Here is a 24,946-nt window from a genome sequence, read left to right as displayed (position 1 = left end):
GGCCACCATACGACACGCGGGGGAGCGACGGCACCGCGGCCGGCGCGGCCGCCGGGCCGCGTGCTCCGGCCCGGGCAGTTCGACGCGGGCAGTTCGACGCAGGCGATTCGGCGGGCGCGATTGGACCCGGGCGGATCAGCCCGGGCAGCCCGGCCCGGGCATGTCAGCCGGCGCGTTTGCGCGGGCGCGACCGCGCGGGCTTGCGCGCGGCCGCCGCATCGCCGGCCGGCGCGGTGCCGGCCTCGCGCAGGCGCTGCATGGAAGCGAGCGTGTCGGCATAGGCGATGAAATGCTGCAGGTAGCCCGGCGACACCGCCTGCATCAGCTGCAGTGCGCGATGGACCAGCATGTCCGAATTGAGCGGGCCGGCATCCGGCGGCACCTGTTCCATCGACTGGCGCAACTGGCTGTCGGTGCGCAGCTGCGCCCAGACCGTGCGCAACTGGCCCAGCACCGGCAGCTCGGCTCCGGGCGCGCCGGCCAATGCCGTGTCCTGCCCGGCGCCTGGATCCGCGGAAGGCCGCGCCATGCGGGCGATCAGGCCGGACAGCGTGCCGTCGCTGCCGGGGACGGTTTCCTGCGGTTCGCCCGCGCCGGCCGCGGCGCGCTGCAGCGCGCGGGCGTAGGCGTCGAGCCCCAGCGCCAGGCGCTCGTCCAGCAGTTCCCGCGCACGCCCCGCATGGGCGGGCGCGCGCGCCAGCATCGCTTCGAGGAAGCCGAAGCGCAGCGGATCCAGGCGGTCGTCGCCGTTGGCCCGCCATGCCTGCAGGCGCGCGCGCGCGGCCTCAGCGTCCATCGGCGGCGGCGGTCCGTGGCCGCGGCATCGGCGCGATTTCCACGCGGCGGTTGCGCGCACGGCCTTCCTCGTCGGTGTTCGGGCTGACCGGCTGGCTGGCGCCGAACGCGGCGGCGAACACCGACGTCGCCGGCACGCCCTCGGCGACCAGGGTGCGGGTGACGGTGAGCGCGCGTTGCGCGGACAGCTCCCAGTTGTCGGCGAAGCGGGCGTTGCCGCCGCGCACCTGGCGGTCGTCGGTGAAGCCGCTGACCATCAGGATTTCCTCGCGCGAACGCAGGTAACCGGCCAGCGGCGCGGCCAGGCTCTCCAGCAGCTCGCGTCCTTCCGGCTGCAGCTGGTCGGAGTTGAGCGCGAACAGCACGTTGCCGCGGATGCCGATGCGCCCGTCCACCAGGGTCACCCGGCCCTCGGCCAGCGGCGCGGCCAGCGCCTGCTCCAGCGCCTGGCGCTGCTGCGCCTCGGCCTGCCGGCGGCGCACTTCCTCGTCAAGGCGCCCGGCCAGCTCGGCCTGCACCGCGATCACGCCGACCAGCACCAGCACGAATGCGCCCAGCAGCACCGACATCAGGTCGGCGAAGCTGGCCCAGACCGGCGTGCCCAGCCCGGTGTCGACCTCGCTGTCGAGGCTCATGCGGTTTCGGCCTCGATGGCGCGCGCGCCGCCGAGCTGCTGCAGGTCGGCCATGATCTGGCGCTGCGCGAGCATGCTCAGGTCGACCACCTCGCGCGCCTGCGCCACGTAGTAGGCCAGCTGTTCGTCGCTGCGAGCGAGCGAACGGTCCAGCGCGCCCTCGATCGCCTGCAGGCGGTCGATCAGCGCGGCGTTGCCCTCGCCGAACGTCTGCACCGCCGAGGCGAACGCCTCGCCCAGGCTGGCCACTTCGGTCGCGGCCACCGCCACCTGCGCCGACACGCCCTCGAGCTTGCCGGTCTCGCCGGCGACCTGCTCGCCGAAACGGGTCCCGACCCGGTCGAGCAGTTCGGCCGAGGTCGCCACCAGCGCGTCGATCGCCGCGCGCTGCTCGGTCGAGGCGTGGTTGACCGCGGCCAGCAGGGTGTCGAGCGTGGCCATCATCTGGTTGCGCTCCTCGAGCATCGCACCGTCGCGGACCATGCTGTCGGACAGCTTCTGGCGCAGCTCGGCGATGACCTCGGCGGCGGCCCTGGGCGCTTCGGACGCGGCCTGCACCAGGCGCCCGATCTCGGCGATGGTCTCGCGCGCGTGGGCCTGGGCCTGGGCCGTGATCGCATCCGCGCTGGCGGCCAGCGCGTCGCAGATCGACTGCTGGCGCGCGGCGGCGTCCGCGCCGGCGCGCTCCCAGTCCTCGCGCAGCGCCGCGCCGGTGGCGGCCAGCCGCGCCGACCACGCCTCCAGCCGCTGCGCGTCCTGGGTGGCCAGCTGCTGCTGCAGCTGCGCATGCGAACGGTCGGTAGCCTCGACCAGCGCGGCCGCCCGCTCCTGCAGGCCGGCGGTCACCGACGCCAGCGCCTGCGCGCTGCGTTCGGCCAGCGCGGCCCCGGCCGCTTCCTGCCGCGCCTGCGCCTGCTGCCAGGCTTCGGCCACGCGCGCCGCCTCGCCGTCCATGCGTGCGGCCACCCCGTCGAGCAGGGCCGAGGACCGCTGCTCGAAGGTGGCGGCGAAGCGCTCCAGCCCGGCGTGCAGGTCGGCCGCGAGCCGCGCGTTGGCCTCCTGCTGCGCGGCCAGCGCCGCGTCCCAGCTGGCCGCGGTGGCCGCGCTGGCGCCGGCGAAGCCACTCGCCAGGCCGTCGAGCTGGTCGCGCACCGCGCGGGCCATGCTGTCCTGCATCGCGGCGGCGCCGCGCGCCAGCCCGTCCAGGGTCGCCTGCACCGCCGGTTGCAGCGCTTCGCCGACGGCGCGCGCGCTCGCGCTGGCGCCGGCCTGCAGCGACTGCTCGAACGCACTGGCCAGCCGCGCGTGCGCGGCCTCGGTACTGGCGTGCAGGGCCGCCTGTCCGGCGAGCAGGCGCTCGCCGGTGGCGACATCGCGCCGCTCGAGCGCCGCCATCGTCGCCTCCAGCCGGTCGACCAGCGCCGGCATCAGGCCGGCCTGCGCCTGCAGCAGGCGGAAGGACTCCTCGCGCTGGTGCGCGCGCGAATGCACGCGCAGCGAGGTCGCGATCGCCGCATCGAGCCGCTGTACCACCTGCACGCGCTCGCGCCGGACCAGGGCCGACAGCAGCCCGAGCATCGCCGAGCTGGCCACACCCGCGATCGAGGTGCCGAACGCGAAGCCCAGCCCCTTCACCGGCGCGGCCAGCGAGCCGCGGATCGCGTCGAGGTCGGCGGCGCTTTCCAGCGCCAGGCCGGTGCCGCGCAGCGTGGCCATCATGCCCAGCAGCGTGCCGAGCATGCCCAGCAGCACCAGCAGGCCGACCAGGTACGGGGTCAGCGCCGGCGCCGGCAGCGCCACGCGCTCGCCTTCCACCCGCAGGCGCACCGCCTCGCGCAGGCCCGGATGCAGCCGCTCCAGCCAGTCGCCCAGCCCGGTGCCGGCGGACGCGGCGTGCTCGAGCGCGGCGGCCAGCGTGCCGGTGGCCTGCCGGTAGCGGTACAGCTCCAGGCCGCCGGCCAGGTAGCCGGCCCCGATCACCAGGATCACGGCCACGCCCAGCGCGTTGCTGCCGACGTAGCCGGCGCCGATCCAGGCGACCACGGCCAGGCCGGCGAGGCCGATCAGGAACAGCGGGGCGGAGCGCAGGGAATGTCGGGTCATGGGAATCCGGAATCAGGGGCGGAGGGCCGCGAGCAGCCCGTCGATCGGGTGGAAGCGCACGTCGAGCTCGGCGCGCAGCACGCGGTGCATGTCGTGGTGGAAGCGCGCCCGCCAGTCGCCGGGCGACGGGTCGGGCGCCGCGTCGGCGGCGGCGCGCAGGCGTTCGAAGTGCGCCCCGAGCAGCGCCGGCACGGTGGCCAGCAAGGCCTGCTCGCGCGGGCTGAGGGTCTGCTCCATCACCGCGTCGACCTCGGCCAGGCGCGCCGCGTCGCCGGGGCGGCTGGCGAGGGCGTCGCGCAGGCGGCCGCGGAGCTGGCCGGTGGTCGCCTGCATCGAACGCTGCAGGTCCAGGTAGTCGCGGCGGTACGGGGCGAAGTCGGGCGCGGCATCGCTGGCGGGTGCGCGGCTGCCCCCGGGACCCCGCGCGGCGATCGCGTCCTCGAGCGCGCGGCGTGCGCGGGCGCAGGCCCCGGCTTCGCCGTCCGGCTCGATGCCGGCGGTGTCCGGGACGCCGTCCGCGGCCGCGGGCAGGCGTCCGTCCAGCGCCGCCGACAGCGCGACGGCGCGGTTCCAGTCGACCCACTGGCCCAGGCGCGCGGCGACGGGCGGGCCGGGGGCGGGGATTTCCTCGCCGGTGATGCGGGCCAGCAGCCGGACGAATGCCGGCCCCGGGACCGGTGTCCGCTGGTGCTCTGTGGCCACGATGCCGCTCAAAAGGCGGCGATTTTACATGAAAGGCCCCGGCGGCCCGGCCATGTCCCCGGCTGGCCGGGGCCGGGACGGCCGCCGCGGGGACGGGGCGGGCGGGCCATCCCCGGTCCCCGCCCCTCAGTAGGTGTACTGCAGCTGCAGCCAGAGCTTGTCGGTGTCGACCGTGCGGGACGGGTCGTCGCTGCGGTAGCGGGCCAGCTTCACCAGCCCCGCCACGCCCTTCAGTCCGGGCACCGGGTGCGCGTAGGACAGGTCGACCTCGTCGCCGTAGCGGCCGCCGCCGCGCTCGGGCGAGAACTCGTGGTACCAGGCCTGCAGGCTGCCCCCGGCGAGCGGCACGGTCGCGCCGAGGTAGGCGTCGTCGATCCCCTGCGCCGGCGTGGTCAGGAACACGTCGGCCCAGCCCTGGAACAGGTGCTTGGTCGCCAGCGGCGTCTGGAAGGCCCGGTTGCCTGGGCCGTCGCCGCCGCCGAGCGACTCGACGCCGGCCTTCAGCGCCACGCCGCGCACCTTCCAGCCCAGTTCGGCCAGGCGGTAGCGGCTGTCCAGCGTCCACGGGTTGCTGTCCAGGTCGCGCTGGCGCGCGTATTCGGCGGCATAGCTCCATGCGCCCTGCGCACCTTCCAGCCGCAGGCCGGTGGTGCGGCTGTCCAGGGTGCCGTACGGGGCGGTCGCGCCGACCGCGATCCCGTCGAGCTTGAGCTCGTGGTGGTAGGCGCTGGCAGCCAGCGCCGGCGCGAGCTTCCAGCCGACCTGCAGCAGGTGGCTGTGGCCTTCGATGTCCGAGGGGTTGGCGCGGCTGGAGGCCGCGCTGTCGTCGGGCCCGAACACGGTGTTGATGCCGTCGACGTAGCTGTAGTCGATGGCCAGCGCGTCGAGCGGCGCCAGCTGCAGGCGCGCGCCATCGTAGGTCTGCTCGTTCTGGCGCCAGCCCACGCCACCGACGAAGCGCTGGTTGCCCAGGTTGATCCGTTGCCGGCCGAAGGTGGCCGAGTGCTTCCCGAGGGCACGGCGCAGCAGCGCCTGGTTGATCTCGGCGCCCGGCCGGTCGGCGATGACCGGGTACTGGCGCTGGCCGTTGCGGGTGTCGTTGTAGCGGCCGTCGCCCAGGCCGAGCACGCCGTCGGCCTCGGCCAGCACCGACCAGCCGTGCCAGGCGGAGGTCGCATAGCCGGCGCGCACGCGCAGCGTGTCGGCGTGGGCATTCCGCGCGAACCCGGCCTGGTCGACGGATTCGTGGCGGTAGCGCAGGTCGAGGATCGGCGTGCCGGTGCCGGCGGCGAGCGCATGCCCGGCGGCGAGCGGGAGGACGACGAGGAAAGGCAGGATCGAACGGACGGCAGGGCGAGGCATCGGCGCTTCTCTGTGGGGTTGGGTGTGGACCCTAGAGGCGCGCGGCGCGCGCCTCCATGACCACGGTCAAGCGGCGCCCATCGCGCTGCAGGCGCGTGCGCCTGATGCAGGTCAATGCGGATGCAGGCCGCGGATGCAAAGCTGGCCGCATCGAACCCGTCCGGAGCGACGCGCGATGCACGCCCTGCTCGACCTGCGCCACCTGCCGCCGCCCGAGCCGATGCAGCGGATCCTCGACGCACTGGACGGGCTGCCCCCGGGCGGCTGCCTGCATGCCTTCACCCCGCACCGTCCCGGCCCGTTGCTGCCGCTGCTGGAACGGCAGGGCTACGCCTGGCGCATGGACGACCTGCGCGACGGCGGCGCGCGCATCGCGGTGTGCTGGCTGGAGGATGCGGCGGTGCTGCCGGCCGATCCGCCGTGACCGCCGCGATGCGATGACCGGACTGGCCCTCACCCGCGCGCCGCCCGCGCCGCGGCCGCTGCGCTTCCTGCTGAGCGCGCCGCTGTGGGGCGTGGTCGCCGGGGCGATGCTGGCCGCCTGGCCCGACGCGTTCGCGGGCGGGCGCTGGTCGCCGGCCGCGGTCGCGCTGGTGCATGTGTTCACGCTGGGCGTGCTCGGCAACGCGATGCTCGGCAGCCTGCTGCAGTTCCTGCCGGTGGCCGCCGCCACCGCGGTCCCCGCCGCGCGCCTGGCGCCGCTGGCGCACGGCGCGCTCAACCTGGGGCTGGTGCTGTTCGTGGTCGCGCTGCATCGCGATCCCGCGCTGCTGTGGCCGGCGTCCCTGCTGCTCGCCGTCGCGCTGCTGTGCGTGGGGGTGCCGCCGCTGCCCGCGCTGCTGCGCGCGGGCGCGCAACGGCTGCTGCGCGGCGGCATCGGCCTGGCGATCGGGTCGCTGCTGGCGACGGTCGCGCTGGGCATGCTCGCGGCGGCGGTGCTGGGCGGGCACGCTCCACTGCCGCTGGATCGCCTCGTCGATGCGCATGCCACGCTCGGCCTCGGCGGCTGGATGCTGGGCCTGCTCGCCAGCGTCGGCAGCGTGACCGTGCCGATGTTCCAGGGCACGGCCGCCGTGCCGCCGCGCGCGCTGGCCGCCTGGCTGGCGGGCGCCCTGGCGCTGCCCGCCCTCGCCGCGGTCGCCCGGCTGTGCGGTGCGCCGGCGCTGGTCCCGGCGCTGGCGCTGGCGCTGCCTGCGCTGGCATTCGCCGGGACGCTGCTGTGGCTGCACGGGCATGCGCCGCACCGTCGCAACCCGTCGCTGGTGCGTGCCTGGCGCGCCGGCAGCATCGCCCTGGCCGGCGCCGGCATCGCCGCGGTCGCGGCCGCGGGCGGTGGGCCGGGCGCGATGCTCGCCGGGATCCTCGCGCTCGGCATCGGCCTGCCGCTGCTGGTCAATGCCATGCTGCTGGAGATCGTGGCCTTCATCACCTGGATCGCGCTGCGCGGCCGGTGCCCGCGCGGCGTGCGCATCCCGGCGGTGGGCCGGCTCGTCACCGACGCGGAAAAGCACGCGCTGCTGCGTGCTCACCTGGCGACCGCGGGCCTGCTGCTGGCGGCGCTCGCGTGGCCGCCGCTGGTGCGCGTGGCCGGCCTGGCGATGACGCTGGCCTATGCCGCCAGCACCGCCTGCCTGCTGCGCTGCCTGTGGCGCGCGCACCGCTTCGCCCTCGAACACGCACACGCGCGGGAAACCCCACCATGAGGCGCAGGCCACCGCTGGTCTACAGCTGTTCGGGATGTTCCAGCGCCGCGCAGATGGCCAACCAGCTGGCGCTGTGGCTCGATCGCGCCGGGACCGCGGAGATGTCCTGCATCGCCGGGGTCGGCGGCGGCGTGACCGGGCTGGTGCGCACCGCGCAGTCCGGCCGGCCGATCCTGGCCCTGGACGGCTGCGTGCTGCAGTGCGTGCGCGCCTGCCTCGGGCGCGCCGGCGTCGCGGCGGACGTGCACGTGACCCTGTCCGACCACGGCGTGCGCAAGCGCAGGCATGCCGGATTCGACGAGGACCAGGCGCGGGCGATCTACCGGGACGTCGTGCAGCCGGCCATCGAGGCCCTCGCGACCGGCACCGCGGACGCGGCGGCACCGTCCGCCGCAGCGCCGGACAGCGCGGCCGCGGACTGATGCCTGCGCCGCGCGGGCCACCGATCGCCGCCGGCTTGATCTGGATCAGGAGCGGCGCGGCGGGCGGTGGCTAGCATCGCCGTGCCCGCCACCTGCCTCCGACCTGCATGTCCCCGCCCGGACGCCAGCCGCCCTCTTCCTTCTCTCCGGATGGCGCGGCACGCCACCTCGCCGCCGGCACGCTCGCCGGCGCGCGCCACGCGATCGACCGCGTCGACGATGCGGTCGTGGCGCTGGCCGGAGTGCGGCGTCGGCTGGTGGGCACGGTCCGGCTGAGCAAGCGCCTGGGAGGGCTGCCGGTCCGCGACGGCGAGCGCGAAGCGGGGGTGCTGTCACGCGCGCGGCGGGTGGCCGCGCGCGTGGCAGTGCCCGCCGACACCGCCGATGCGCTGATGCACGTGCTGATGTCCGATGCCTGCCGGCAGCAGGCCCAGGCCGTCGACGCCGGCCCTCCATTCCCGATCGCCATGCCCGTGCTTCCCGCTTCCGCCATTCCGCCCGCCGCCACGCGCCGCCTGCTGCACCTGCTGCCACCGCCCCGGCGCTGGAAGCCGCTGCTGCGCCGGCTGCCGCGCGCCGCGCATGCACCGCTGGCCGAACGCGCGCTGGCCCGCGCGGTGCGGCGGCTCGACCCGGGCACGCTCGAGCTGGTGCGCGGACGCCGGCTGGGCATCGACGTGCAGGACCTCGGCCTGGCCTGGGTGTTCGCCTGGGACGGGCAACGGCTGCGCGCATGCGCGGCGGAGGCCGAGGCGACCGTGCACGGCAGCGCCACCGACCTGCTCGGCCTGGCCAGCCGCCAGGAGGACGCCGACACCCTGTTCTTCCAGCGGCGCCTGCGACTCACCGGCGACGTCGAGCTGGGCCTGACCGTGCGCAACCTGCTCGACCGGCTGCCCTGGGAAGACCTGCCGCTGGGACTGCGGATCGTGCTGCATCGTGGCGGCGCGCTGCTGCGCGCGGCGCGCGACGCGCATGCGGGCATCCATCCGTGAGCCCGACCGCGCACGGGCCGGCCAGGCGCCCCCGCTGGGACCCGGAGCTGGAAACGCGCTACGCCGGGCTCGGCGCCACGCTCGAGCCGCTGCTGCCGTGCCTGGAATGGCCGCTGCACCTGCCGTGGATCGACGCGATCCGCACGCTCAAGCGCGAGCGCGGCGCGGTGATCATGGCCCACAGCTACCAGTCGCCGGAGATCTTCCACGGCGTGGCCGACGTGACCGGCGACTCGCTGGCGCTGGCCCGCGCGGCGGCCGACTGCGAGGCCGACCTGATCGTGCTCGCCGGGGTCCACTTCATGGCCGAGAGCGCGAAGATCCTGGCCCCGCACAAGACCGTGCTGATTCCCGACCTGGAGGCGGGCTGCTCGCTGGCCGCCTCGATCACCGCCGCCGACGTGCGCGCGCTGCGTGCGCGCCACCCCGGCGTGCCGGTGGTCAGCTACGTCAACACCAGCGCCGAGGTGAAGGCCGAGTCCGACGCGTGCTGCACCTCGGCCAACGCGGTCCAGGTGGTGGAGGCGATGGCCGCCGAATTCGGCTCCGGCACCGTGATCTTCCTGCCCGACCGGTTCCTCGGCCACCACGTGGCCCGCCACACCGGCATCGGGCTGGTGCTGTGGGACGGACGCTGCGAGGTGCACGAGCAGTTCACCGCGCAACAGGCGCGGCATGCGCGCGAGCGCTTCGACGCGCGCCTGGTCGCCCATCCCGAGTGCCCGCCGGAGGTGCAGGAGGAGGCCGACTTCGTCGGCTCGACCACGGCGATGGGCGCGTGGCTGGAGCGGGAGAAGCCGGCGCGCGTGGCGCTGATCACCGAATGCTCGATGGCCGACAACCTGCGCGCGCGCTTCCCGCGGGTGGAGTTCATCAAGCCCTGCAACCTGTGCCCGCACATGCAGCGCATCACCCTGCCGAACATCCACGCCTGCCTGCAGGCGCTGCGCCACGAAGTGGTGGTCCCCGCGGACATCGCCGCGCGCGCGCGCACGGCCCTGGAGCGGATGCTGGCGGTGGGCCGCCACGATCGCGCGTGAGCGGCGGGCGCACGCCGCTGGTCGTGGTCGGAAGCGGCGTGGCCGGGCTGTCGGTGGCGCTGGCCGCCGCGCCACGCCCGGTGCTGCTGCTCGCGCGCGGCGCCGATGGCGCCGGCAGCGCCAGCGCGCTGGCGCAGGGCGGGATCGCCGCGGCGGTCGGCGCGGGCGATTCGGCCTCCGCGCATGCCCGCGACACGATGACCGCCGGCAGCGGCCACAACGACGCGGCCGCGGTGCGCTACCTGGCCACGCAGGCGCCGCGCGCGATCGCCCGGCTGCAGGCGATGGGCCTGGACTTCGACCTCGATGGCGGCCGCCTGCGCCTGGGCCGCGAGGGCGGCCACCGCGCCGACCGGATCGTGCATGCCGGCGGCGACGCCAGCGGCGCCCGGCTGGTCGACGCGCTGGCGCGTGCCGTGCGCCAGGCCGGGCATGTCGAGGTCCGCGGCGGTGCCTCGGTCGATGCCCTGCTGCTGCGCGGCTGCGGCGTCGCCGGCGTGCGCGTGCGCGATGCACGCGGCGAGGCCAGCCTGGTGGAAGCGGCCAACGTGGTCCTTGCGACCGGCGGCATCGGCGCGCTGTTCGCGGCGAGCACCAACCCGGCCGGCGCCGACGGCAGCGGCCTGGCCCTCGGGCTGGCGGCCGGCGCCGGTGGCCGCGACCTGGAATTCATGCAGTTCCATCCCACCGCGCTGGCGGTTCCGGCCGCGCCCGGTGGCGCGGCGCTGCCGCTGGTGACCGAAGCCCTGCGCGGCGCCGGCGCGCGCCTGCTCGACGACGACGGCCGGCCGCTGATGGCCGGCCTGCATCCGCTCGGCGACCTCGCCCCGCGCGACCTGGTCGCACGCCGGGTATGGCAGGTCATCCGGCAGGGCGGCCGCGCGTGGCTGGACGCCACCCACCTCGGCGATGCGTGGCCGCTGCGCTTCCCGACCGTGCACGGGGCCTGCCGCGCGCACGGCATCGACCCCGCCGTGCAGCCGATCCCGGTGACGCCGGCGGCGCACTTCCACATGGGCGGGCTGGCGACCGACCGCGACGGCTGCACCGGCGTGCGCGGCCTGCATGCGGTCGGCGAAGTAGCCTGCAATGGCGTGCACGGCGCCAACCGCCTGGCCAGCAATTCGCTGCTGGAAGGCCTGGTCTACGGCCACCGCCTCGGCCGGCGGATGGCCGTGTGCGCGCTGGGCCGCGCTGGCCGTGGCGCCTACGCCTGGGCCGGGCACGGCGAGCCGGCCGGCGCGCAGGCGCTGGCCCGGCTGGGCACCCTGCTGTGGACGGCGTTCGGTCCGGTGCGCGATGCCGGCGGGCTGCGCGCGGCGCGCGTGCGCCTGGACGAGGAGGCCGGTGCATACGGCTGGCAGGGGCGCCTGGCCACCCGCCTGGTCGAAGCCGCGCTCGCACGCGAGGCCAGCCTCGGCGCGCACTGGCGCGACGACGCCCCAGGCCGTGAGGCGGCCGGCCCGCGGCCGCGCGCGGCGTAGACCGGTAGCGCCGGCGCTTCCGGCGGGCGGCGCTCAGGCGTTCGCCGGCGCCGGCGCCGCGGCCAGCGCGGCCCTGCCCGGCTGGCCGTGCCAGTAACCGTTCAAGGCCGCGACCCGGGCCGGCGGCTCCGGCGCGTCGAGCATGGCCCGGAACCGGGCGACCACCTCGGCGGTGCCTTCGGCCTGCGGCGAGATGCGCAGCACGCCGATCCCGCAGGCCGCCAGCGCGTCGCGCTCGGGCGCCATGTCGACCACTTCGGTGCCCTGGACCTGGATCCCGTTGATGGTGAGGAACGGCTCGCCCTCGCGGGTGGCCAGCGGCAGCCCGTCGGGATGTTCGATGCAGCGGAAGCCGCACTGGTCCTTGGGCAGGTCCAGCGCGCGCGCGGTGAAGCAGCGCGCCGAGTACGCCAGCGGCAGGCGACCCCACGCCAGCATCTCCATCTCCGGCATGCAGCCGCCCCCGGCCTCGAGCGCGGCGCGCATTTCCTGCAGCAGCACCTGGCCCAGTTCGGCACCCGGCACCCAGCGCCGCAGGCCGTCCTCGACCAGCATCGCCAGCGCGCGGTGGTTGTAGACGTTCAGGCTCTGGCCGCCGACGAAGGGCACCCCGCGCTCGCGGCACAGCTGCACGGCGGACAGGTCGTTGGCCTCGACCATGAACGCGCCATGCTCGACCTGGCGCCGGACCACGCCGAGCTCGGACTCGGCCTCCACCAGCGCCAGGGTCGAGAGCACGACCTGCTTGCCCGCCGCGGACAGCGCCTCCGCCAGCGCCAGCCAGTCGCGGAAGTTGAGCTCCCGGCGCTTGCTGCACACCGTCTCGCCCAGGTAGACGATGTCGACCGGCCAGTCGGCGACCGCATGGTAGAAGGCCAGCGTCGTGGCCCGCGGCCAGAAGTACTGCAGCGGGCCCATGCTCAGTTTCATGGCGGCATGCATGCGCGGCTCCTCAATGCCAGGCGCGGTGGTAGGGACCCAGCGTGGTCTGCTGGCCTTCGGCGTGCGCGGACAGCGCGCGCTGCCACTCCGCCTCGGTGGTCCAGCGCTGCGGGTCGTCGCGGTAGCGGTCGATCGCCCGGCGCCAGGTCGACGCCACCGCGCGCACGTAGGCCACGCCGCGCTGGCGGCCCTCGATCTTGAGCGCGGCCACGCCGGCCTGCGCCAGGCGCGGCAGCAGCTCCAGCGTGTTGAGGCTGGTCGGTTCCTCGAGCGCGTGGAAGACCTCGCCGCCGACGGCGTAGCGGCCCTTGCACACGGTCGGGTAGCCGGCCGGCTCGCCGTCGGCGAAGCGGTCGATCAGCATGCCGTTCAGGCGCACGCTGCGGCTGTGGTCGTCGTGCTCGTCCCAGCGCACGAAGCTGGCCGGCGAGCACACGCCGTGCCGGTTCGGCGACTGCCCGGTGACATAGCTCGACAGCTGGCAGCGGCCCTCGACCATGATGCACAGGCTGCCGAAGGCGAATACCTCCAGCGGCACCGGCGAGGCCTCGCACAGGCGTTCGACCTGCTGCACCGACAGCACCCGCGGCAGCACCGCGCGGGCGATGCCGAAGCGTTCGTAGGCGTACCTCAGCGCCGGCGCGGTGGTCGCCGAACCCTGCACCGACAGGTGCCGGGCCAGCTGCGGGTGGGTCCGGCACGCGTAGTCGAGCACCGCCATCTCCGCGGCGATGATCGCATCCACGCCCAGCTCGGCGGCGTGGTCGACCGCGGCCTGCCAGTGCGGCAGGCGCACGCTGTCGGGATAGGTGTTGAGCGCCAGGTAGACCTGGCGGTCCATCGCGTGCGCGTAGGCGATGCCCTGGCGCAGTTCGCGACCGTCGAAGTTCAACCCTGGGAACGCGCGCGCGTTGGTCTGGTCGCGGAAGCCCGCATAGACCGCATCGGCGCCGGCGTCGACCGCGGCGCGCAGCGCCGGCAGGTTGCCGGCAGGGCAGACCAGTTGCATGGACGTGTCCTCGTCGAAGGGAGCGCCATGCTAGGGGCCGGCGCCATGCGGCTCATTGATCCATGTCAGGTCGCCGCGGTGCGGCCCGTCGATCCATGCAAGGCACCGCGGTGCGGATCGCGCGAGGAACCGGGTTCATTCCGGCTCCGGCGTGCGCAGCAGCGACGACCACAACGCGTCCATGCGCTTCTCGACCGCCGGATCCGGCGCGATCGGCCTGCCCCACTCGCGCGCCGATTCGCCGGGCCACTTGCGGGTCGCATCGAGGCCGAGCTTGGAGCCGAGGCCGGACACCGGCGTGGCGAAGTCGAGGTAGTCGATCGGCGTGTTCTCCACCAGCATGCTGTCGCGCGCCGGATCCACCCGGGTGGAGATCGCCCAGATCACCTGGCCCCAGTCGCGCACGTCCACGTCCTCGTCGGTGACGATCACGAACTTGGTGTAGGTGAACTGGCGCAGGTAGGACCAGACGGCCATCATCGTGCGCCGCGCGTGGCCGGGATACTGCTTGCGGATGCTGACCACGGCGATGCGGTACGAACACGCTTCCGGCGGCAGGTAGAAGTCGACGATCTCCGGGAACACCTTGCGCAGGATCGGCACGAAGATGTCGTTGAGCGCCATCGACAGCACCGACGGCTCGTCGTGCGGCGAACGGCCCATGTAGCTGCCGTGGTAGATCGCGCCGTGGCGCATGCGCATGCGCTCCACGGTCAGCACCGGGAACGTGCCCTGCGCGTTGTAGTAGCCGGTGTGGTCGCCGAACGGGCCTTCCAGCGCGGTGTCGCCCGGGTGGATGAAGCCCTCCAGCAGGATTTCCGCGCCGGCCGGCGCGTCCAGGCCGGTCAGTTCGCTGCGCCACACGCGGCTGCGCGAGCCGCGCAGCAGGCCGGCGAATTCGTATTCCGACAGCGTGTCGGGCACCGGCGCCACCGCCGCCAGCAGCGTGGCCGGGTCGGCGCCGATCGCCACCAGCACCGGGAAGGGCCTGTCGGGCCAGGCGTGCTGCCAGGACGCGTAGTCCTGCGCGCCGCCGCGGTGCGGCAGCCAGCGCATGATCACCCGGTTGCGGCCGATCAGCTGCTGGCGGTAGATCGCCACGTTCTGCCGCGGCTGGTGCACCCCGCGGGTCACGACCAGGCCGAAGGTGATCAGCCGGCCGGCGTCTTCCGGCCAGCAGCGCTGGATCGGCAGCGTGGACAGGTCGACACCGTCGCCCTCGACGACCTGTTCGTTGAAGGCGGCATCGTCGACCTGCTTCGGCGCGACATTGGCCAGCTGGGCCAGTTCCGGCCAGCTGTCGAGCGCGTCGCGCAGCGAGGCCGGCCAGCGCGGTTCCTTCAGCGAGGCCAGCAGCTCACCCAGTTCGCGCAGCGACGTGAGCGGGCGGTCGCCGAGGGCCAGCTCGATCCGCCGGCGGTGGCCGAACAGGTTGCCCAGCAGCGGATGCACCGAGCCGGTGGCGTTGTGCATCAGCAGCGCCGGTCCGCCCTCGCGCAGCGCGCGCAGGCTCAGGATGGTGCTTTCCAGCTCCGGATCGACCGGTGCGTCGATTTCCATCAGCTGCTGGTGTCGGGACAGGTGCTGGAGGAAGGCGCGCAGGTCGTGCATGGCGGTCGGCGGTCGCGGGACAGTCCTGCACGCTAGTGGCCGCCCGTCGCCGCGGCGATGACGCAGGTCAAGCGGGAGCATGCACGCGGCGGGAGGCCGGCTTGACCGGGATCAACGCCGGCCCGGCAGCGGCTGCCCAGAATGCCGCCATCCCACCAACGGAGGCGCGACATGCTTCCCCGGACTTCCACGGCGGCGCTGGCACTGGCCATCGCCGCTACCGCCCTGCCCGCATGCACGCCGGCGGCGTTGCCGGCGGCCACACCCGCGATGCAGGCCACGGCACCGGCCACCTCGGCGGCATCCGGCCTCCCGGCGGTGGAGGTGTTCAAGTCGCCGGCCTGCGGCTGCTGCGGCGCCTGGGTCGAGCATATGCGCCAGGCCGGCTTCACCGTGCGCGTGCACGAAACCGACGCCCTGGAGCCGGTCCGCAGGCAGCTCGGGGTGCCGTTCGGCAAGGGTTCGTGCCATACCGCCACGGTGGACGGCTACGTGATCGAAGGCCACGTACCGGCGGGCGACATCCGGCGCCTGCTCGCCGAACGTCCGGACGCGCGCGGCCTGGTGCTGCCCGGCATGCCGCTCGGCTCGCCCGGCATGGAAACACCGGACGGCCACGTGCAGCCCCACGTGGTCGAGCAGGTCGAACATGACGGCTCCACCCGCCCCTGGTCCACGCACGGCAACTAGACCCGCCGGCAGGCGCCAGGGAACCCCGCCTCACGCGGAAGAACCGCGCCGTGCTGCACCGCTGCTGGATTCCCCCGCGTCCGCGCGCCGTGTCGAGCGTGGTGGCGCCCTGGTCCGACCGTCCGGCGCGCGTCGACTCCGGCCCGTGGCGAATTCAGGGCCACGCCGACGCGCTGCGCCATCGCGCTCGGCGCGGACACGTTCATCGCCGGTAGGCCACGGGTGTGCGCGCCAGCAGGCGCGCCATGCCCGCTCTGCGTGCCGCCACAGGGCATCATCCCGGTCCGACGCGGACACACGGCCCGGCGCGACGGCCGGGCAGCCGCGGTTTGCCCCGCCGCTGCCGCAGGCGGCGCCCCCGGGGACGCCGCGGCACCCGGTCAGTACTTGACGTTGACCTTCACCCAGGCCGTGCGGCCGGGCTCGTTGATCCGCTGCGGATCGGCCGGATAGCCGAAGGCGCTGTTGCCGGCCAGGTTGAGGTGTTCGCTGTAGGCGCGGTCGAACAGGTTGTCGATGCCGGCGGTCAGCTGCACGTGCCCGCTGAAGCGGTAGCCGCCGTTGAGCGAGAACACCGCGAAGCCCGGGCTCGGGCCGAGGTCGCGGCCCACGACGTTGCCCTGGTCGGTGCTGACCCGGTCCTGCGACGCGGCGATCCGCAGCAGCGCGCCCCACGACCAGGCCTCGCGCTCGCCGCTGGCCGACAGCCTCGCCTCCAGCGGCGGCATCTGCGGCAGCGGGCCCTCGGCGGTCTCGCCCCAGGCGTAGGCCAGCGCGCCGGACAGCTTGAGCCCGTCCCGCGGCTTCCAGTCCACCCCGGCCTCGGCGCCGGCGATGTCGGCGTCGACGTTCCGCGCGCGCGTGGTCGAGCCCATCATCCCGCCGCTCAAGTAGTCGAACAGGATGTAGTCGTCGATGCGCCCGGCATAGGCCGAGGCCCACGCTTCCAGCGTGCCGCGGCGGAACTCAAGGCCGGCGTCGAGCTGGGTGGTGCGCTCGGGCCGGACGCCGGCGAACGCGTTCGCCGCGCCGGACGGGCCGCGCGTGGGCGAGAACAGCTCCCAGTAGTCGGGCATCCGCTCGGCATGGCCGAGGCCGGCGTACCAGCCCAGCGGTCCGCTCATGTCGTGCTCGTAGCGGACGAAGCCGCCGGGCAGGGTCTCGCTGCGGCGCTGGCCGGCGGTCGGGTTGGGCATTGCCATCATCCCGCTGCCGGTGGTGGCGCGCAGGTCGTCGACCTGGGCTCGGTCGATGCGCAGGCCGGACATGAGGTGGTGCACCTCGTCGATGTGCCAGTGCGATTCGGCGAACACGCCCAGCGTCCGGAAGCGCGCGTCCTCGGTCCACGGCTGCGCCTGGTAGGCGCCGCGACCCATCGCGCTGCGCTTGCGGTGCTCGCTCTGGCGGCCGTCGACCCCGGCGGTCACTTCCCAGCGGTCGTGCTGCCAGGTCAGGGCGACGCGGCCGCCCTGGGTGGTGTCGCCCACGTTGCTGGCCATCGGCATCGGCATGCTGCCGGCCGGGTCGGGGTCGCGCAGCGTGTAGTTGTCCATCACGTGGTCGACCTCGTTGCGGTAGACGTTCGCCGCCACCGCGTCGAGCACGCCGCCAATGTGCTTCTTCTCGAAGCGCAGGCCCAGGCCGTCGCGGCGGAAGCGCGCGCCGTCCATGCCGCGCCCGGCGTAGCGCGCCTGCGCGTCACCGGTGCCGGCGGACAGCTCGAGTACCGTGTCCGCGTCCGGGGTCCAGCCCAGCGCGCCGTCGACGTTCCACTTGCGCCACGCCGAGGGCACCTCGTCGCCGTCGCCGTCCTCGTAGTCGTCGGCCTCGGAGCGGTTGGCCGAGACGCGCGCGTAACCGGCCGGGGTGCCGGCGCTGATGTCGGCCACCTGGTCGTTCCGGTTGCGGCTGCCACCGAGCAGGCTGCCCTGCGCCTGCACGCCGGGCCGGTCGAAGTACGGGATCTCGCGCTCGAACCGCACCGTGCCGGCCGAGGCGCCGCCACCCCACAGCACCGTCTGCGGGCCCTTGATCACCGTCAGCCGGTCGTAGGTCTCCGGCGCGATGTAGGACATCGCATTGTCCATGCGCGAGGGGCAGGCGCCGCTGAGCGCGCCGTCGTTGGTCAGCAGCGCGATGCGCGAGCCGAACATGCCGCGCAGCACCGGGTCGCCGTTGGTGCCGCCGCTGCGCAGGGTGGAGAAGCCGGGGATGGTCTTGAGGTAGTCGGCGCCGTCGCTGGCCGGGACCGGCTGGCGTGGCAGCTTCGGATCGGTGACGAAGGTGGAGGCGGCGATCGGGGCGACCCCCAGCACCACCACGCCGTCCAGGTTGGTGACCGCCACCGACCCGGCGGCGCCGTGCACGTGCTCGGGTTCGGCAAGGGCCGGCGCCGAGATGGCGGCGCCGAGGACGGCGGCGGCCAGGGCGCGGGACAGCATAGTTCTCTTCATGGCGCGTTCTCTCTGTCTTCTCTCGTTTCGACGCCTCCATTGTTCCGGCCGGGCGGGACGCCCTGCCTTGATCCGGGTCAAACGTTTTCCGCCGTGCGCACCGCGCTTGACATGGGTCAAGCGGTGCACCGAAAGCGCCGACGTACCCCACCGGATTGATGCAGATCAAGGTGGCCGGGGCGGGCCGGTCGCAACCTTGCACCGTCAACCAACGACACACAGAGAGAGAGCCATGAAATCCCGTCACTCCCGCCTCATCGCCGGTGCCCTGGCCGTCGCGATCTCGTCGGTGTTCGCCGGCCAGGCGTTCGCCGCCAAGCCCGCCGCCGACGCCGCGCTGCCGGTCATCCAGGCCGTCCTGACCTCCCCGCCGGAAGTGCCGGCCCCGATCACGCGCAAGACCCCGGCCAAGGTCGTGGTGGACCTGGAGATGGTCGAGAAGGAAATGCCGCTGGCCGACGGCGTCACCTACAACTTCTGGACATTCGGCGGCACGGTCCCCGGCAGCTTCATCCGCGTGCGCGAAGGCGACACGGTCGAGTTCAAGCTGAAGAACCACCACAGCTCGCACATGTCGCACAACATCGACCTGCACGCCGTCACCGGCCAGGGCGGCGGCGCGGAAGCCACGTTCACCCTGCCGGGCAAGGAGACGCAGTTCACCTTCAAGGCGCTCAACCCGGGCCTGTACGTCTACCACTGCGCGATGGCGCCGGTCGCGATGCACGTGGCCAACGGCATGTACGGCCTGATCCTGGTCGAGCCGGAGGAGGGCCTGGAGCCGGTGGACAAGGAGTTCTACGTCATGCAGGGCGACTTCTACACCGAGGGCGCGCATGGCGAGAAGGGCCTGCAGCCCTTCAGCCTGGAGAAGGGCATCGCCGAGCACGCCGACTACGTGGTGTTCAACGGCTCGGTCGGCGCGCTGACCGGCGACAACGCCCTGACCGCGCATGCCGGCGAGAAGATCCGCATGTTCGTCGGCAACGGCGGCCCCAACCTGGTGTCGAGCTTCCACGTGATCGGCGAGATCTTCGACAAGGTCTACTTCGAGGGCGGCAGCAAGTACCAGGAGAACGTGCAGACCACGCTGATCCCGGCCGGCGGCTCGGCCGTCGTCGAGTTCAAGGCCGACGTCCCGGGCAACTTCGTGCTGGTCGACCACAGCATCTTCCGCGCCTTCCACAAGGGCGCGCTGGGCCTGCTCAAGGTCGATGGCGAGAAGAACCCGGAGATCTACACGGGCCAGCAGCACGACATCGAGTACCCCGAAGGCAAGCCGCAGGGCAGCAAGTGACCGAGTGATGCCCGGATGGAACGGATACGTCCCCTGATCCTCCTCCTCGCGCTGGCGCCGGCCCTGGCCGCCGCCGGCGACGGGGTCGAACCCGGCGGCTCCGCCTGGCAGGCGATCCCCGGCGGGGCGTTCCGTTCCTCGGTCCGGTTCGAGGAGGCCGCCGGCACGATGCCGGTGGCCCCGTATGCACTGATGGCGCGGCCAGTGAGCAACGCGCAGTTCGCCGCGTTCCTGGCACGCCAGCCGCAATGGCGGCGCGATCGCGTGCCGGCGGTGTTCGCCAGCCCCGGCTACCTCGGTCACTGGGCGGCCCCGGACGCGCCGGGTCCCGGCGTCGATCCCGACGCACCGGTCGCGCACGTGAACTGGTACGCCGCCGACGCCTACTGCCGCGATCAGCAGGCGCGCCTGCCCACTTTCCTGGAATGGGAGTACGCCGCGGCGGCCGACGCCACCCGCCGCGATGCCCGTTCCGATCCGCACTGGCGCATGCGCCAGGTCAACGACGGCACCCGCCAGGCGATCGATGCCGCGCCCGGCGCACCGGCCAACGCCTACGGCGTCCATGGCCTGCATGGCGCGCACTGGGAATGGAGCGCGGACTTCGCCTCCCTGCTCGGGGAAGGCGACCGCCGCGGCCAGGACGACGGCGAGCGCCTGCGCTTCTGCGGCGCCACCGCGCTGGCCTTCAACGACCCGGGCGACTACGGGGTGGTCAAGCGCTTCGTCCTGCTGTCCGCCCTCCAACCCGGGGCGACCCTGGGCAACCTCGGATTCCGCTGCGCAAGGAGCCAGCCATGAATACCGCCATCCGTCCCCTGCTGCTCGGCCTGGCGCTCGCGCTGGGCAGCGCTGCGGCGCACGCCGCCGATGCGCCCGCGACGCCGGCGCTGCCGGGCGAATCGCTCTACCACCTGCGGGCCGGCCTCACCGACCAGCAGGAGCGCACGCTCGCCTGGAGCGATCTCCAGGGCCGCCCGCAGCTGGTATCGATGTTCTACGCCAACTGCCACCTGATGTGCCCGCTCATCCTCGAGAACGCCAAGGCGGTGCAGAAGCAGCTGCCGGCGCCGCAACGCGACGGGCTGGGCGTGGCTATGATCACCCTGGACCCCGCGCGCGACACGCCCGCGGCCCTGGCCGAGGTGGCCACCCGCCACCGCACGCCGGACGGCTGGCGCTACCTGCGACCGGCGGCGGACGATGTCCGTGCGCTGGCCAGCGTGCTCGATGTCCGCTACCGCTTCCGCGAGGACGGCAGCATCAACCACACCAGCGTGCTGGTCTTGCTCGATCCGCAGGGCCGCGTGCTGGCCCGGTCGGAGGTCGTCGCCGCGGCGCCCGACCCGGCCTTCGTCGCCCAGGTCCGCGCCGCGATGGCGGCGGCGGACTGAACTTCCCGAACCATCCACCCGACGCAACACCCAAGGAGCACCCCATGAAACTCACCCGCACCCTCGTCGCCGTCGCCCTGCTCGGCGCCGCCGGCATGGCCCAGGCTGCCGGCAACTGCACCATCTCGCTCAAGGGCGACGATGCGATGAAGTTCGACCAGAAGGAAGTCACCGTCTCGGCCGGCTGCGCCACCATCACCGTCGAGCTGGCGCACACCGGCAAGCTGCCGGCCGCCGCGATGGGCCACAACGTGGTCATCTCCAAGACCGCCGACATGGCCGGCGTGGCCCGCGACGCGATCAAGGCCGGCGCCGCCAAGGACTACGTCCCCGCCGGCGACGCGCGCGTGGTCGCCCACACCAAGATCATCGGTGGCGGCGAGAAGACCAAGATCACCTTCCCCGGCAAGGCGCTGACCGCCGGCGGCGACTACAGCTTCTACTGCAGCTTCCCCGGCCACTCGACCATGATGAAGGGCAAGCTGGTCGTCACGAAGTAACCCACCCTCCCCGGTGGTTACCCCGTGCCGCTTCCCGGTCGGTGGCGGCACGGATCCTTTTCCCGGCGGGGCCGCACGGCACCGCCCGCATGTCCAGAGAGGAACACCCATGGAACTCGACATCCGCCTTCCGGCGCGGCAGGTCGACGTGGAACGGATCGAGCGCCAGCTGCTGGACTGCGATCCGGCCGGCGTCGTCGACCTGGCTCCGGCGACCGGCCACCTGCGCGTTTCCACCTGCGCCGCGCCGGACGAGGTCGCCCGGATCCTGTCGGACAGCGGGCATCCGGTCGCCGCGTCCGACATCAGCATCGTGCCGTCGGTCTGCTGCGGCGGCTGCAGCGGCTGAGCGCCGCGCTCAGTCCCACTCGATCCGGAACCAGGCCCGTGCCGCCTGGCCCGGGGCCAGCACGCGCGGATCGAGGTTGAACGCGTCGGCGGGGCCGCTCTGCGGCTCGATGCAGGTCGAATGCGCGGTCTCGTCGTACACGACCCAGTGGTCGCAGTCCGAGGACAGCGTCAGCCGCTGGGAACCCCGGTGCACGACGACCTCGCGGGTGTTGACGAAACAGTCGTCCCATGGGCCGGGCGTAGGCGCCACGGTCGGCAGGGTGGCGATGCCTTCGCCATCCCGCGGGTAGATGGCCGAAGGTTCGAACTCGATCCGGTCGGGTTTGCGGAACCACGGATGCCAGCCGAACGCGACCGGCATGGCCTCGCCGTCCGCGTGCACGGACAGCGTCATCGAGAGCGCGCGCGGGCCGGCCTCGATCCGCTGCCGCGCATGGCCGCCGAATGGCCAGCGCCGGTCGCGCGGCAGCCGCAGCGACAGCTCGATGGCGTGCGCATCGTGCGCGTCCACGGTCCACGGCAGCCACATCGACACGCCGTGGATCGCATGGCCGCCGAGGTTCTGCGGCAGCTGCCAGGCCTGTCCATCGAACTCGAAGCGGCCGTCGCGGATGCGCCCGGCCCAAGGCAGCATCGGGTAGCTGCCCCACGCGATCGCGCCGGGGAACCCGTCGCCGGGGCCCACGAGCTGTTCGATGCCCTGGTAGCGGACCTGCGCGATGCGCCCGCCGGCCTGCGCGGCGATGTCCACCTGCAGGTCGCCTTCGCCGATCCGCAGCAGCGGTCCGGGCTCCAGGGGCGCGTGCGGGTCGCCGGCTTGCGCTTCCGCCAGCGGCTCAGACGCCATACGGGTCGATCGGCACGATCCGGCCCTGCGCGTCGTGGTGCAGTTCTGCGACCTTGACCGAGCGCAGGTGGGTCACGCCGCCCGACAGCAGGGAGTCGTGGTAGAACAGGTACCAGCGGCCCTCGAACTCGCAGATCGAGTGGTGCGTGGTCCAGCCGACCACCGGTCGCAGCACCTGGCCCTGGTAGGTGAACGGGCCGTACGGGTTGTCGCCGGTGGCGTAGCACAGCAGGTGCGTGTTGCCGGTCGAGTACGACAGGTAGTAGCGGCCGTCGTACCGGTGCAGCCACGGGCCCTCGAAATAGCGGCGTTCGTGGTCGTCGGCGCGCAGCGGCTGGCCGTGCTCGTCGAGGATGACGATCTCGCGGGTCGGTTCGGCCAGCTCCTTCATGTCCGCGCGCAGGCGGCCGATGCGCGGCCCCAGGGCCGGCACCGCGCCGGCTGGTTCCTCGTGCGCGGCGTCATGGACATTGTCGCGGTACTTCTGCAGCTGGCCGCCCCAGATGCCGCCGAACAGCAGGTAGTGCTCGCCGTCGGTGTCGGCGAACACCGCCGGGTCGATCGAGTAGGTGCCGGCGATCGGCTCCGGCTCCGGCTTGAACGGGCCGGCCGGGTGGTCGCCGATCGCCACGCCGATGCGGAACAGGCCGTCGGCGGCCTTGGCCGGGAAGTACAGGTAGTAGCGCCCGTCCTTCACCGCCGCGTCCGGCGCCCACATCTGCCGCTCGGCCCACGGCACCTCGCTCACGTGCAGCGCCAGGCCGCAGTCGGTGGCCTGGCCACCGGGCGAGTCCATCGACAGGACGTGGTAGTCCTCCATGCAGAAGTGCGCGCCGTCGTCGTTGAACGCCACCCCGCCCTCGATGTCGTGCGAGCAGTAGATGTACAGCTTGCCGTCGAACACGTGCGCCGAGGGGTCGGCGGTGTAGATGTGGGTGACGACCGGCGCGGAGATCGCCTGCGCGGCGAGCTGCCGCAGGTCGTCGCTCAGCGCTGCCGGGATCTGGGGGGAGGTCTGCGCCATCGTCTCGTCTCCGTAAGTCACAGCCCGGCGCCGCCGCGGGCGCGGCGCTCGCCAAGCTCGCGCTCGATGCGCGATTCCATGGATTTGTTGATCTCGTAGAAGAACAGCAGCGCCACGCAGGCCAGGAACGGCAGCGAGGCGTAGATGCTCACCGCCATCCGGATGCCGTCCACCGCCTGCTGCGGCTGCGCGTCCGCGCCGGCCTGGTAGGCGTAGTGGGCCAGGATCGCGGCGACCAGCGCGCCGCCGATGCTCAGGCCGAGCTTGAGGCCGCACAGCATCGCCGAGAAGATGATCGCGGTGGCGCGGCGGTTGTTGCGCCACTCCGAGTAGTCGGCGACGTCGGCGATCATCGCCCACAGCAGCGGGATGGTGATGCCGTAGAAGAAGCCGTGCAGGATCTGGGAGAGGAACACCACGCCGATCGCGTCCGGCGGGTAGACGAAGAAGCCGAGCATGAACAGCGTGGACACGAACAGCGCCGCGCCGAACACGTCGCGCTTGCCGAAGCGGTCGGCCAGCTTCTTGGAGAAGCCGATGCCGACGATCATGAAGATGATGCCGCCGGCGTTGAACAGGCTGAACGCCGAGGTGGGTGCGTCCTCCGGCCACTGGAAGGAGGTCAGGCCGATGCCGGTGAGCACCGAGTTCAGCCCGGCGATGAAGCCGTTGAAGCCGATGCCCTGCAGGAACCGGGCCAGCGCCGCCTCGTCCAGGTAGTACTGGAAGTAGTAGACGTACATGCCGCCCTTCAGCGCCAGGGTGGTGAACACCAGCACCGTCAGCAGCAGCATCACCACCCACGGCCGGTTGCGCACCAGGTCGGACAGGTCCTGGACCACGCTGGACTTCTGCTCCGGCGCCGGGACGATCCGCTCGCGCGTGGTGAAGAAGGTGATCAGCAGGAACACGGTGCCGACCACCGCGAACAGCAGCATCGCGTTGTGGAAGCCCTGCACCTTGTCGCCGCCGCCGAGGATCAGCACCAGCGGCAGCAGCAGCGACTGCACGACCAGCTGGGCGATCATCACCGCCACGAAGCGGTAGGCCGACAGGCTGTTGCGCTGGGCCATGCTGCCGGTGAGCACGCCGCTCAGCGCCGCGTACGGCAGGTTGTTGGCGGCGTAGACCAGCACCAGCAGCGTATAGGTGGTGGCCGCGTAGAAGACCTTGCCCTGCGGGCCCAGGTCCGGGGTGCTGAAGGCCAGCAGCGACAGGACGCCGAACGGGACGGCCGTCCACAGGATCCATGGCCGGAACTTGCCCCAGCGGGTGCTGGTCCGGTCGGCCAGCAGCGCGATGAAGGGGGTGAACACGAAGGCGCCGAGCAGGCCGACCACGAAGATGATCGTGGCCGCGGTGCCGGCGGGGATGCCGAACACGTCGGTGTAGAAGAACGCCAGGAAGGTGACCAGCGTCTGGAAGATCAGGTTGGCCGCCAGGTCGCCGAGGCTGTACCCCACCTTTTCCCTGACGCTGAGGATTTCCGGATGGCTGCTCATGGTTTCCCGGGGTGTCGTGGACTGGATGGGCCGCCGGCGGACCGGCGCCCCGCATGGAAGCGGCCCGCCCCGGCATGACGCCGGAA

The 24,946-nt window shown here is 73.4% G+C and carries 24 protein-coding genes; 12 read left to right on the top strand and 12 right to left on the bottom strand.

Annotated features, from left to right (window positions below):
* Positions 1-163 precede the first annotated feature (163 nt).
* The 5 genes from ACA089_RS14405 to ACA089_RS14385 all read right to left on the bottom strand — a co-directional run bounded on the left by ACA089_RS14405 (position 164) and on the right by ACA089_RS14385 (position 5,596).
* Positions 164-796 carry a DUF2894 domain-containing protein gene (locus ACA089_RS14405; RefSeq protein ID WP_372018100.1) on the bottom strand — a complete coding sequence of 211 codons (633 nt, stop codon included), beginning with the start codon at positions 794-796 and terminating at the stop codon, positions 164-166.
* Entirely contained in the window at positions 786-1,430 is a 645-nt protein-coding gene (locus tag ACA089_RS14400) for an OmpA family protein (RefSeq protein ID WP_372018099.1), read from the bottom strand. Before ACA089_RS14400 ends, ACA089_RS14405 begins: the two co-directional genes overlap by 11 nt.
* On the bottom strand, positions 1,427-3,532 hold the full coding sequence (locus ACA089_RS14395) for a DUF802 domain-containing protein (RefSeq protein WP_372018097.1): 2,106 nt from the start codon (positions 3,530-3,532) through the stop codon (positions 1,427-1,429). Before ACA089_RS14395 ends, ACA089_RS14400 begins: the two co-directional genes overlap by 4 nt.
* A gap of 12 nt (positions 3,533-3,544) precedes the next feature.
* Positions 3,545-4,246 (bottom strand): DUF3348 domain-containing protein, encoded by a 702-nt coding sequence (locus tag ACA089_RS14390; protein ID WP_372018095.1) that lies wholly within the window; start codon positions 4,244-4,246, stop codon positions 3,545-3,547.
* A 114-nt stretch (positions 4,247-4,360) separates the two neighbouring features.
* On the bottom strand, positions 4,361-5,596 hold the full coding sequence (locus tag ACA089_RS14385; protein ID WP_372018093.1) for an alginate export family protein: 1,236 nt from the start codon (positions 5,594-5,596) through the stop codon (positions 4,361-4,363).
* A 175-nt stretch (positions 5,597-5,771) separates the two neighbouring features.
* Between ACA089_RS14385 and ACA089_RS14380 the strand changes: the two genes are divergently transcribed.
* From ACA089_RS14380 to ACA089_RS14355, 6 genes are all read left to right on the top strand, one after another.
* Entirely contained in the window at positions 5,772-6,020 is a 249-nt protein-coding gene (locus ACA089_RS14380) for a DUF2249 domain-containing protein (protein ID WP_372018091.1), read from the top strand.
* Between the two features lie 13 nt (positions 6,021-6,033).
* Positions 6,034-7,299 (top strand): hypothetical protein, encoded by a 1,266-nt coding sequence (locus tag ACA089_RS14375; RefSeq protein ID WP_372018089.1) that lies wholly within the window; start codon positions 6,034-6,036, stop codon positions 7,297-7,299.
* A complete protein-coding gene (locus ACA089_RS14370) occupies positions 7,296-7,721 on the top strand; it encodes a putative zinc-binding protein (RefSeq protein ID WP_372018088.1) in 426 nt (141 codons plus the stop codon). The genes ACA089_RS14375 and ACA089_RS14370 overlap by 4 nt, the downstream gene beginning before the upstream one ends.
* Before the next feature lie 107 nt (positions 7,722-7,828).
* Entirely contained in the window at positions 7,829-8,716 is an 888-nt protein-coding gene (gene ubiT, locus ACA089_RS14365) for a ubiquinone anaerobic biosynthesis accessory factor UbiT (protein WP_372018086.1), read from the top strand.
* On the top strand, positions 8,713-9,756 hold the full coding sequence (nadA, locus tag ACA089_RS14360) for a quinolinate synthase NadA (protein ID WP_372018084.1): 1,044 nt from the start codon (positions 8,713-8,715) through the stop codon (positions 9,754-9,756). The genes ubiT and nadA overlap by 4 nt, the downstream gene beginning before the upstream one ends.
* Positions 9,753-11,240, top strand: coding sequence for an L-aspartate oxidase (locus ACA089_RS14355; RefSeq protein WP_372018082.1), 1,488 nt, complete (start codon positions 9,753-9,755; stop codon positions 11,238-11,240). Before nadA ends, ACA089_RS14355 begins: the two co-directional genes overlap by 4 nt.
* 33 nt (positions 11,241-11,273) lie before the next feature.
* Here ACA089_RS14355 and ACA089_RS14350 read toward each other — a convergent pair whose 3' ends face one another.
* From ACA089_RS14350 to ACA089_RS14340, 3 genes are all read right to left on the bottom strand, one after another.
* Positions 11,274-12,182: a U32 family peptidase gene (locus tag ACA089_RS14350; RefSeq protein ID WP_372018080.1), complete on the bottom strand. Its 909-nt coding sequence runs from the start codon at positions 12,180-12,182 to the stop codon at positions 11,274-11,276.
* 10 nt (positions 12,183-12,192) lie between these two features.
* Positions 12,193-13,191: a ubiquinone anaerobic biosynthesis protein UbiU gene (ubiU, locus tag ACA089_RS14345; protein ID WP_372018078.1), complete on the bottom strand. Its 999-nt coding sequence runs from the start codon at positions 13,189-13,191 to the stop codon at positions 12,193-12,195.
* A 135-nt stretch (positions 13,192-13,326) separates the two neighbouring features.
* Complete coding sequence (locus ACA089_RS14340) at positions 13,327-14,802, bottom strand: UbiD family decarboxylase (protein ID WP_372018077.1); 1,476 nt, start codon at positions 14,800-14,802, stop codon at positions 13,327-13,329.
* A 171-nt stretch (positions 14,803-14,973) separates the two neighbouring features.
* Between ACA089_RS14340 and ACA089_RS14335 the strand changes: the two genes are divergently transcribed.
* Positions 14,974-15,492, top strand: coding sequence for a DUF411 domain-containing protein (locus ACA089_RS14335; RefSeq protein WP_372018075.1), 519 nt, complete (start codon positions 14,974-14,976; stop codon positions 15,490-15,492).
* 380 nt (positions 15,493-15,872) lie between these two features.
* Here ACA089_RS14335 and ACA089_RS14330 read toward each other — a convergent pair whose 3' ends face one another.
* On the bottom strand, positions 15,873-17,945 hold the full coding sequence (locus tag ACA089_RS14330; RefSeq protein ID WP_372018073.1) for a TonB-dependent copper receptor: 2,073 nt from the start codon (positions 17,943-17,945) through the stop codon (positions 15,873-15,875).
* 232 nt (positions 17,946-18,177) lie between these two features.
* On the opposite strand from ACA089_RS14330, the gene nirK reads away from it, so the two are divergent.
* The 5 genes from nirK to ACA089_RS14305 all read left to right on the top strand — a co-directional run bounded on the left by nirK (position 18,178) and on the right by ACA089_RS14305 (position 21,485).
* Positions 18,178-19,242 carry a copper-containing nitrite reductase gene (nirK, locus tag ACA089_RS14325; RefSeq protein WP_372018071.1) on the top strand — a complete coding sequence of 355 codons (1,065 nt, stop codon included), beginning with the start codon at positions 18,178-18,180 and terminating at the stop codon, positions 19,240-19,242.
* Positions 19,243-19,257: 15 nt separating this feature from the next.
* Positions 19,258-20,043 (top strand): formylglycine-generating enzyme family protein, encoded by a 786-nt coding sequence (locus ACA089_RS14320; RefSeq protein ID WP_372018069.1) that lies wholly within the window; start codon positions 19,258-19,260, stop codon positions 20,041-20,043.
* Positions 20,040-20,636, top strand: a complete 597-nt coding sequence (locus tag ACA089_RS14315) for an SCO family protein (protein WP_372018067.1) — start codon at positions 20,040-20,042, stop codon at positions 20,634-20,636. The genes ACA089_RS14320 and ACA089_RS14315 overlap by 4 nt, the downstream gene beginning before the upstream one ends.
* A 44-nt stretch (positions 20,637-20,680) precedes the next feature.
* Positions 20,681-21,136, top strand: a complete 456-nt coding sequence (gene azu, locus ACA089_RS14310; protein WP_372018065.1) for an azurin — start codon at positions 20,681-20,683, stop codon at positions 21,134-21,136.
* 109 nt (positions 21,137-21,245) lie between these two features.
* A complete protein-coding gene (locus ACA089_RS14305; protein ID WP_372018063.1) occupies positions 21,246-21,485 on the top strand; it encodes a hypothetical protein in 240 nt (79 codons plus the stop codon).
* Between the two features lie 9 nt (positions 21,486-21,494).
* Here the strand turns inward: ACA089_RS14305 and ACA089_RS14300 are convergent, their stop codons facing one another.
* Genes ACA089_RS14300 through ACA089_RS14290 form a run of 3 tightly spaced genes read right to left on the bottom strand, consistent with a single transcriptional unit; the run spans position 21,495 to position 24,860 of the window.
* Entirely contained in the window at positions 21,495-22,334 is an 840-nt protein-coding gene (locus tag ACA089_RS14300) for an aldose 1-epimerase (RefSeq protein ID WP_372018061.1), read from the bottom strand.
* The gene (locus tag ACA089_RS14295) at positions 22,324-23,358 is read right to left on the bottom strand and encodes a glycoside hydrolase family 43 protein (RefSeq protein ID WP_372018060.1); all 1,035 of its coding nucleotides are present in this window, start codon (positions 23,356-23,358) and stop codon (positions 22,324-22,326) included. Before ACA089_RS14295 ends, ACA089_RS14300 begins: the two co-directional genes overlap by 11 nt.
* A 17-nt stretch (positions 23,359-23,375) precedes the next feature.
* Positions 23,376-24,860 (bottom strand): MFS transporter, encoded by a 1,485-nt coding sequence (locus tag ACA089_RS14290; protein ID WP_372018058.1) that lies wholly within the window; start codon positions 24,858-24,860, stop codon positions 23,376-23,378.
* Between the last annotated feature and the right edge of the window lie 86 nt (positions 24,861-24,946).

This window comes from Pseudoxanthomonas fibrivorans, assembly GCF_041464125.1.
GTDB lineage: Bacteria > Pseudomonadota > Gammaproteobacteria > Xanthomonadales > Xanthomonadaceae > Pseudoxanthomonas.
Note: the sequence above shows the minus strand (reverse complement) of the source record. Positions and strands in the feature narration are given on the sequence as shown.

Bases quoted from the DNA above. Each gene is read 5' to 3' on its own strand.
- ACA089_RS14405 (WP_372018100.1), bottom strand. From the start codon at position 796: ATGGACGCTGAGGCCGCGCGCGCGCGCCTGCAGGCATGGCGGGCCAAC.
- ACA089_RS14400 (WP_372018099.1), bottom strand. From the start codon at position 1,430: ATGAGCCTCGACAGCGAGGTCGACACCGGGCTGGGCACGCCGGTCTGG.
- ACA089_RS14395 (WP_372018097.1), bottom strand. From the start codon at position 3,532: ATGACCCGACATTCCCTGCGCTCCGCCCCGCTGTTCCTGATCGGCCTC.
- ACA089_RS14385 (WP_372018093.1), bottom strand. From the start codon at position 5,596: ATGCCTCGCCCTGCCGTCCGTTCGATCCTGCCTTTCCTCGTCGTCCTC.
- ACA089_RS14380 (WP_372018091.1), top strand. From the start codon at position 5,772: ATGCACGCCCTGCTCGACCTGCGCCACCTGCCGCCGCCCGAGCCGATG.
- ACA089_RS14375 (WP_372018089.1), top strand. From the start codon at position 6,034: ATGACCGGACTGGCCCTCACCCGCGCGCCGCCCGCGCCGCGGCCGCTG.
- ACA089_RS14370 (WP_372018088.1), top strand. From the start codon at position 7,296: ATGAGGCGCAGGCCACCGCTGGTCTACAGCTGTTCGGGATGTTCCAGC.
- ubiT (WP_372018086.1), top strand. From the start codon at position 7,829: ATGTCCCCGCCCGGACGCCAGCCGCCCTCTTCCTTCTCTCCGGATGGC.
- ACA089_RS14350 (WP_372018080.1), bottom strand. From the start codon at position 12,182: ATGCATGCCGCCATGAAACTGAGCATGGGCCCGCTGCAGTACTTCTGG.
- ubiU (WP_372018078.1), bottom strand. From the start codon at position 13,191: ATGCAACTGGTCTGCCCTGCCGGCAACCTGCCGGCGCTGCGCGCCGCG.
- ACA089_RS14340 (WP_372018077.1), bottom strand. From the start codon at position 14,802: ATGCACGACCTGCGCGCCTTCCTCCAGCACCTGTCCCGACACCAGCAG.
- ACA089_RS14335 (WP_372018075.1), top strand. From the start codon at position 14,974: ATGCTTCCCCGGACTTCCACGGCGGCGCTGGCACTGGCCATCGCCGCT.
- ACA089_RS14330 (WP_372018073.1), bottom strand. From the start codon at position 17,945: ATGAAGAGAACTATGCTGTCCCGCGCCCTGGCCGCCGCCGTCCTCGGC.
- nirK (WP_372018071.1), top strand. From the start codon at position 18,178: ATGAAATCCCGTCACTCCCGCCTCATCGCCGGTGCCCTGGCCGTCGCG.
- ACA089_RS14320 (WP_372018069.1), top strand. From the start codon at position 19,258: ATGGAACGGATACGTCCCCTGATCCTCCTCCTCGCGCTGGCGCCGGCC.
- ACA089_RS14315 (WP_372018067.1), top strand. From the start codon at position 20,040: ATGAATACCGCCATCCGTCCCCTGCTGCTCGGCCTGGCGCTCGCGCTG.
- azu (WP_372018065.1), top strand. From the start codon at position 20,681: ATGAAACTCACCCGCACCCTCGTCGCCGTCGCCCTGCTCGGCGCCGCC.
- ACA089_RS14305 (WP_372018063.1), top strand. From the start codon at position 21,246: ATGGAACTCGACATCCGCCTTCCGGCGCGGCAGGTCGACGTGGAACGG.
- ACA089_RS14300 (WP_372018061.1), bottom strand. From the start codon at position 22,334: ATGGCGTCTGAGCCGCTGGCGGAAGCGCAAGCCGGCGACCCGCACGCG.
- ACA089_RS14295 (WP_372018060.1), bottom strand. From the start codon at position 23,358: ATGGCGCAGACCTCCCCCCAGATCCCGGCAGCGCTGAGCGACGACCTG.
- ACA089_RS14290 (WP_372018058.1), bottom strand. From the start codon at position 24,860: ATGAGCAGCCATCCGGAAATCCTCAGCGTCAGGGAAAAGGTGGGGTAC.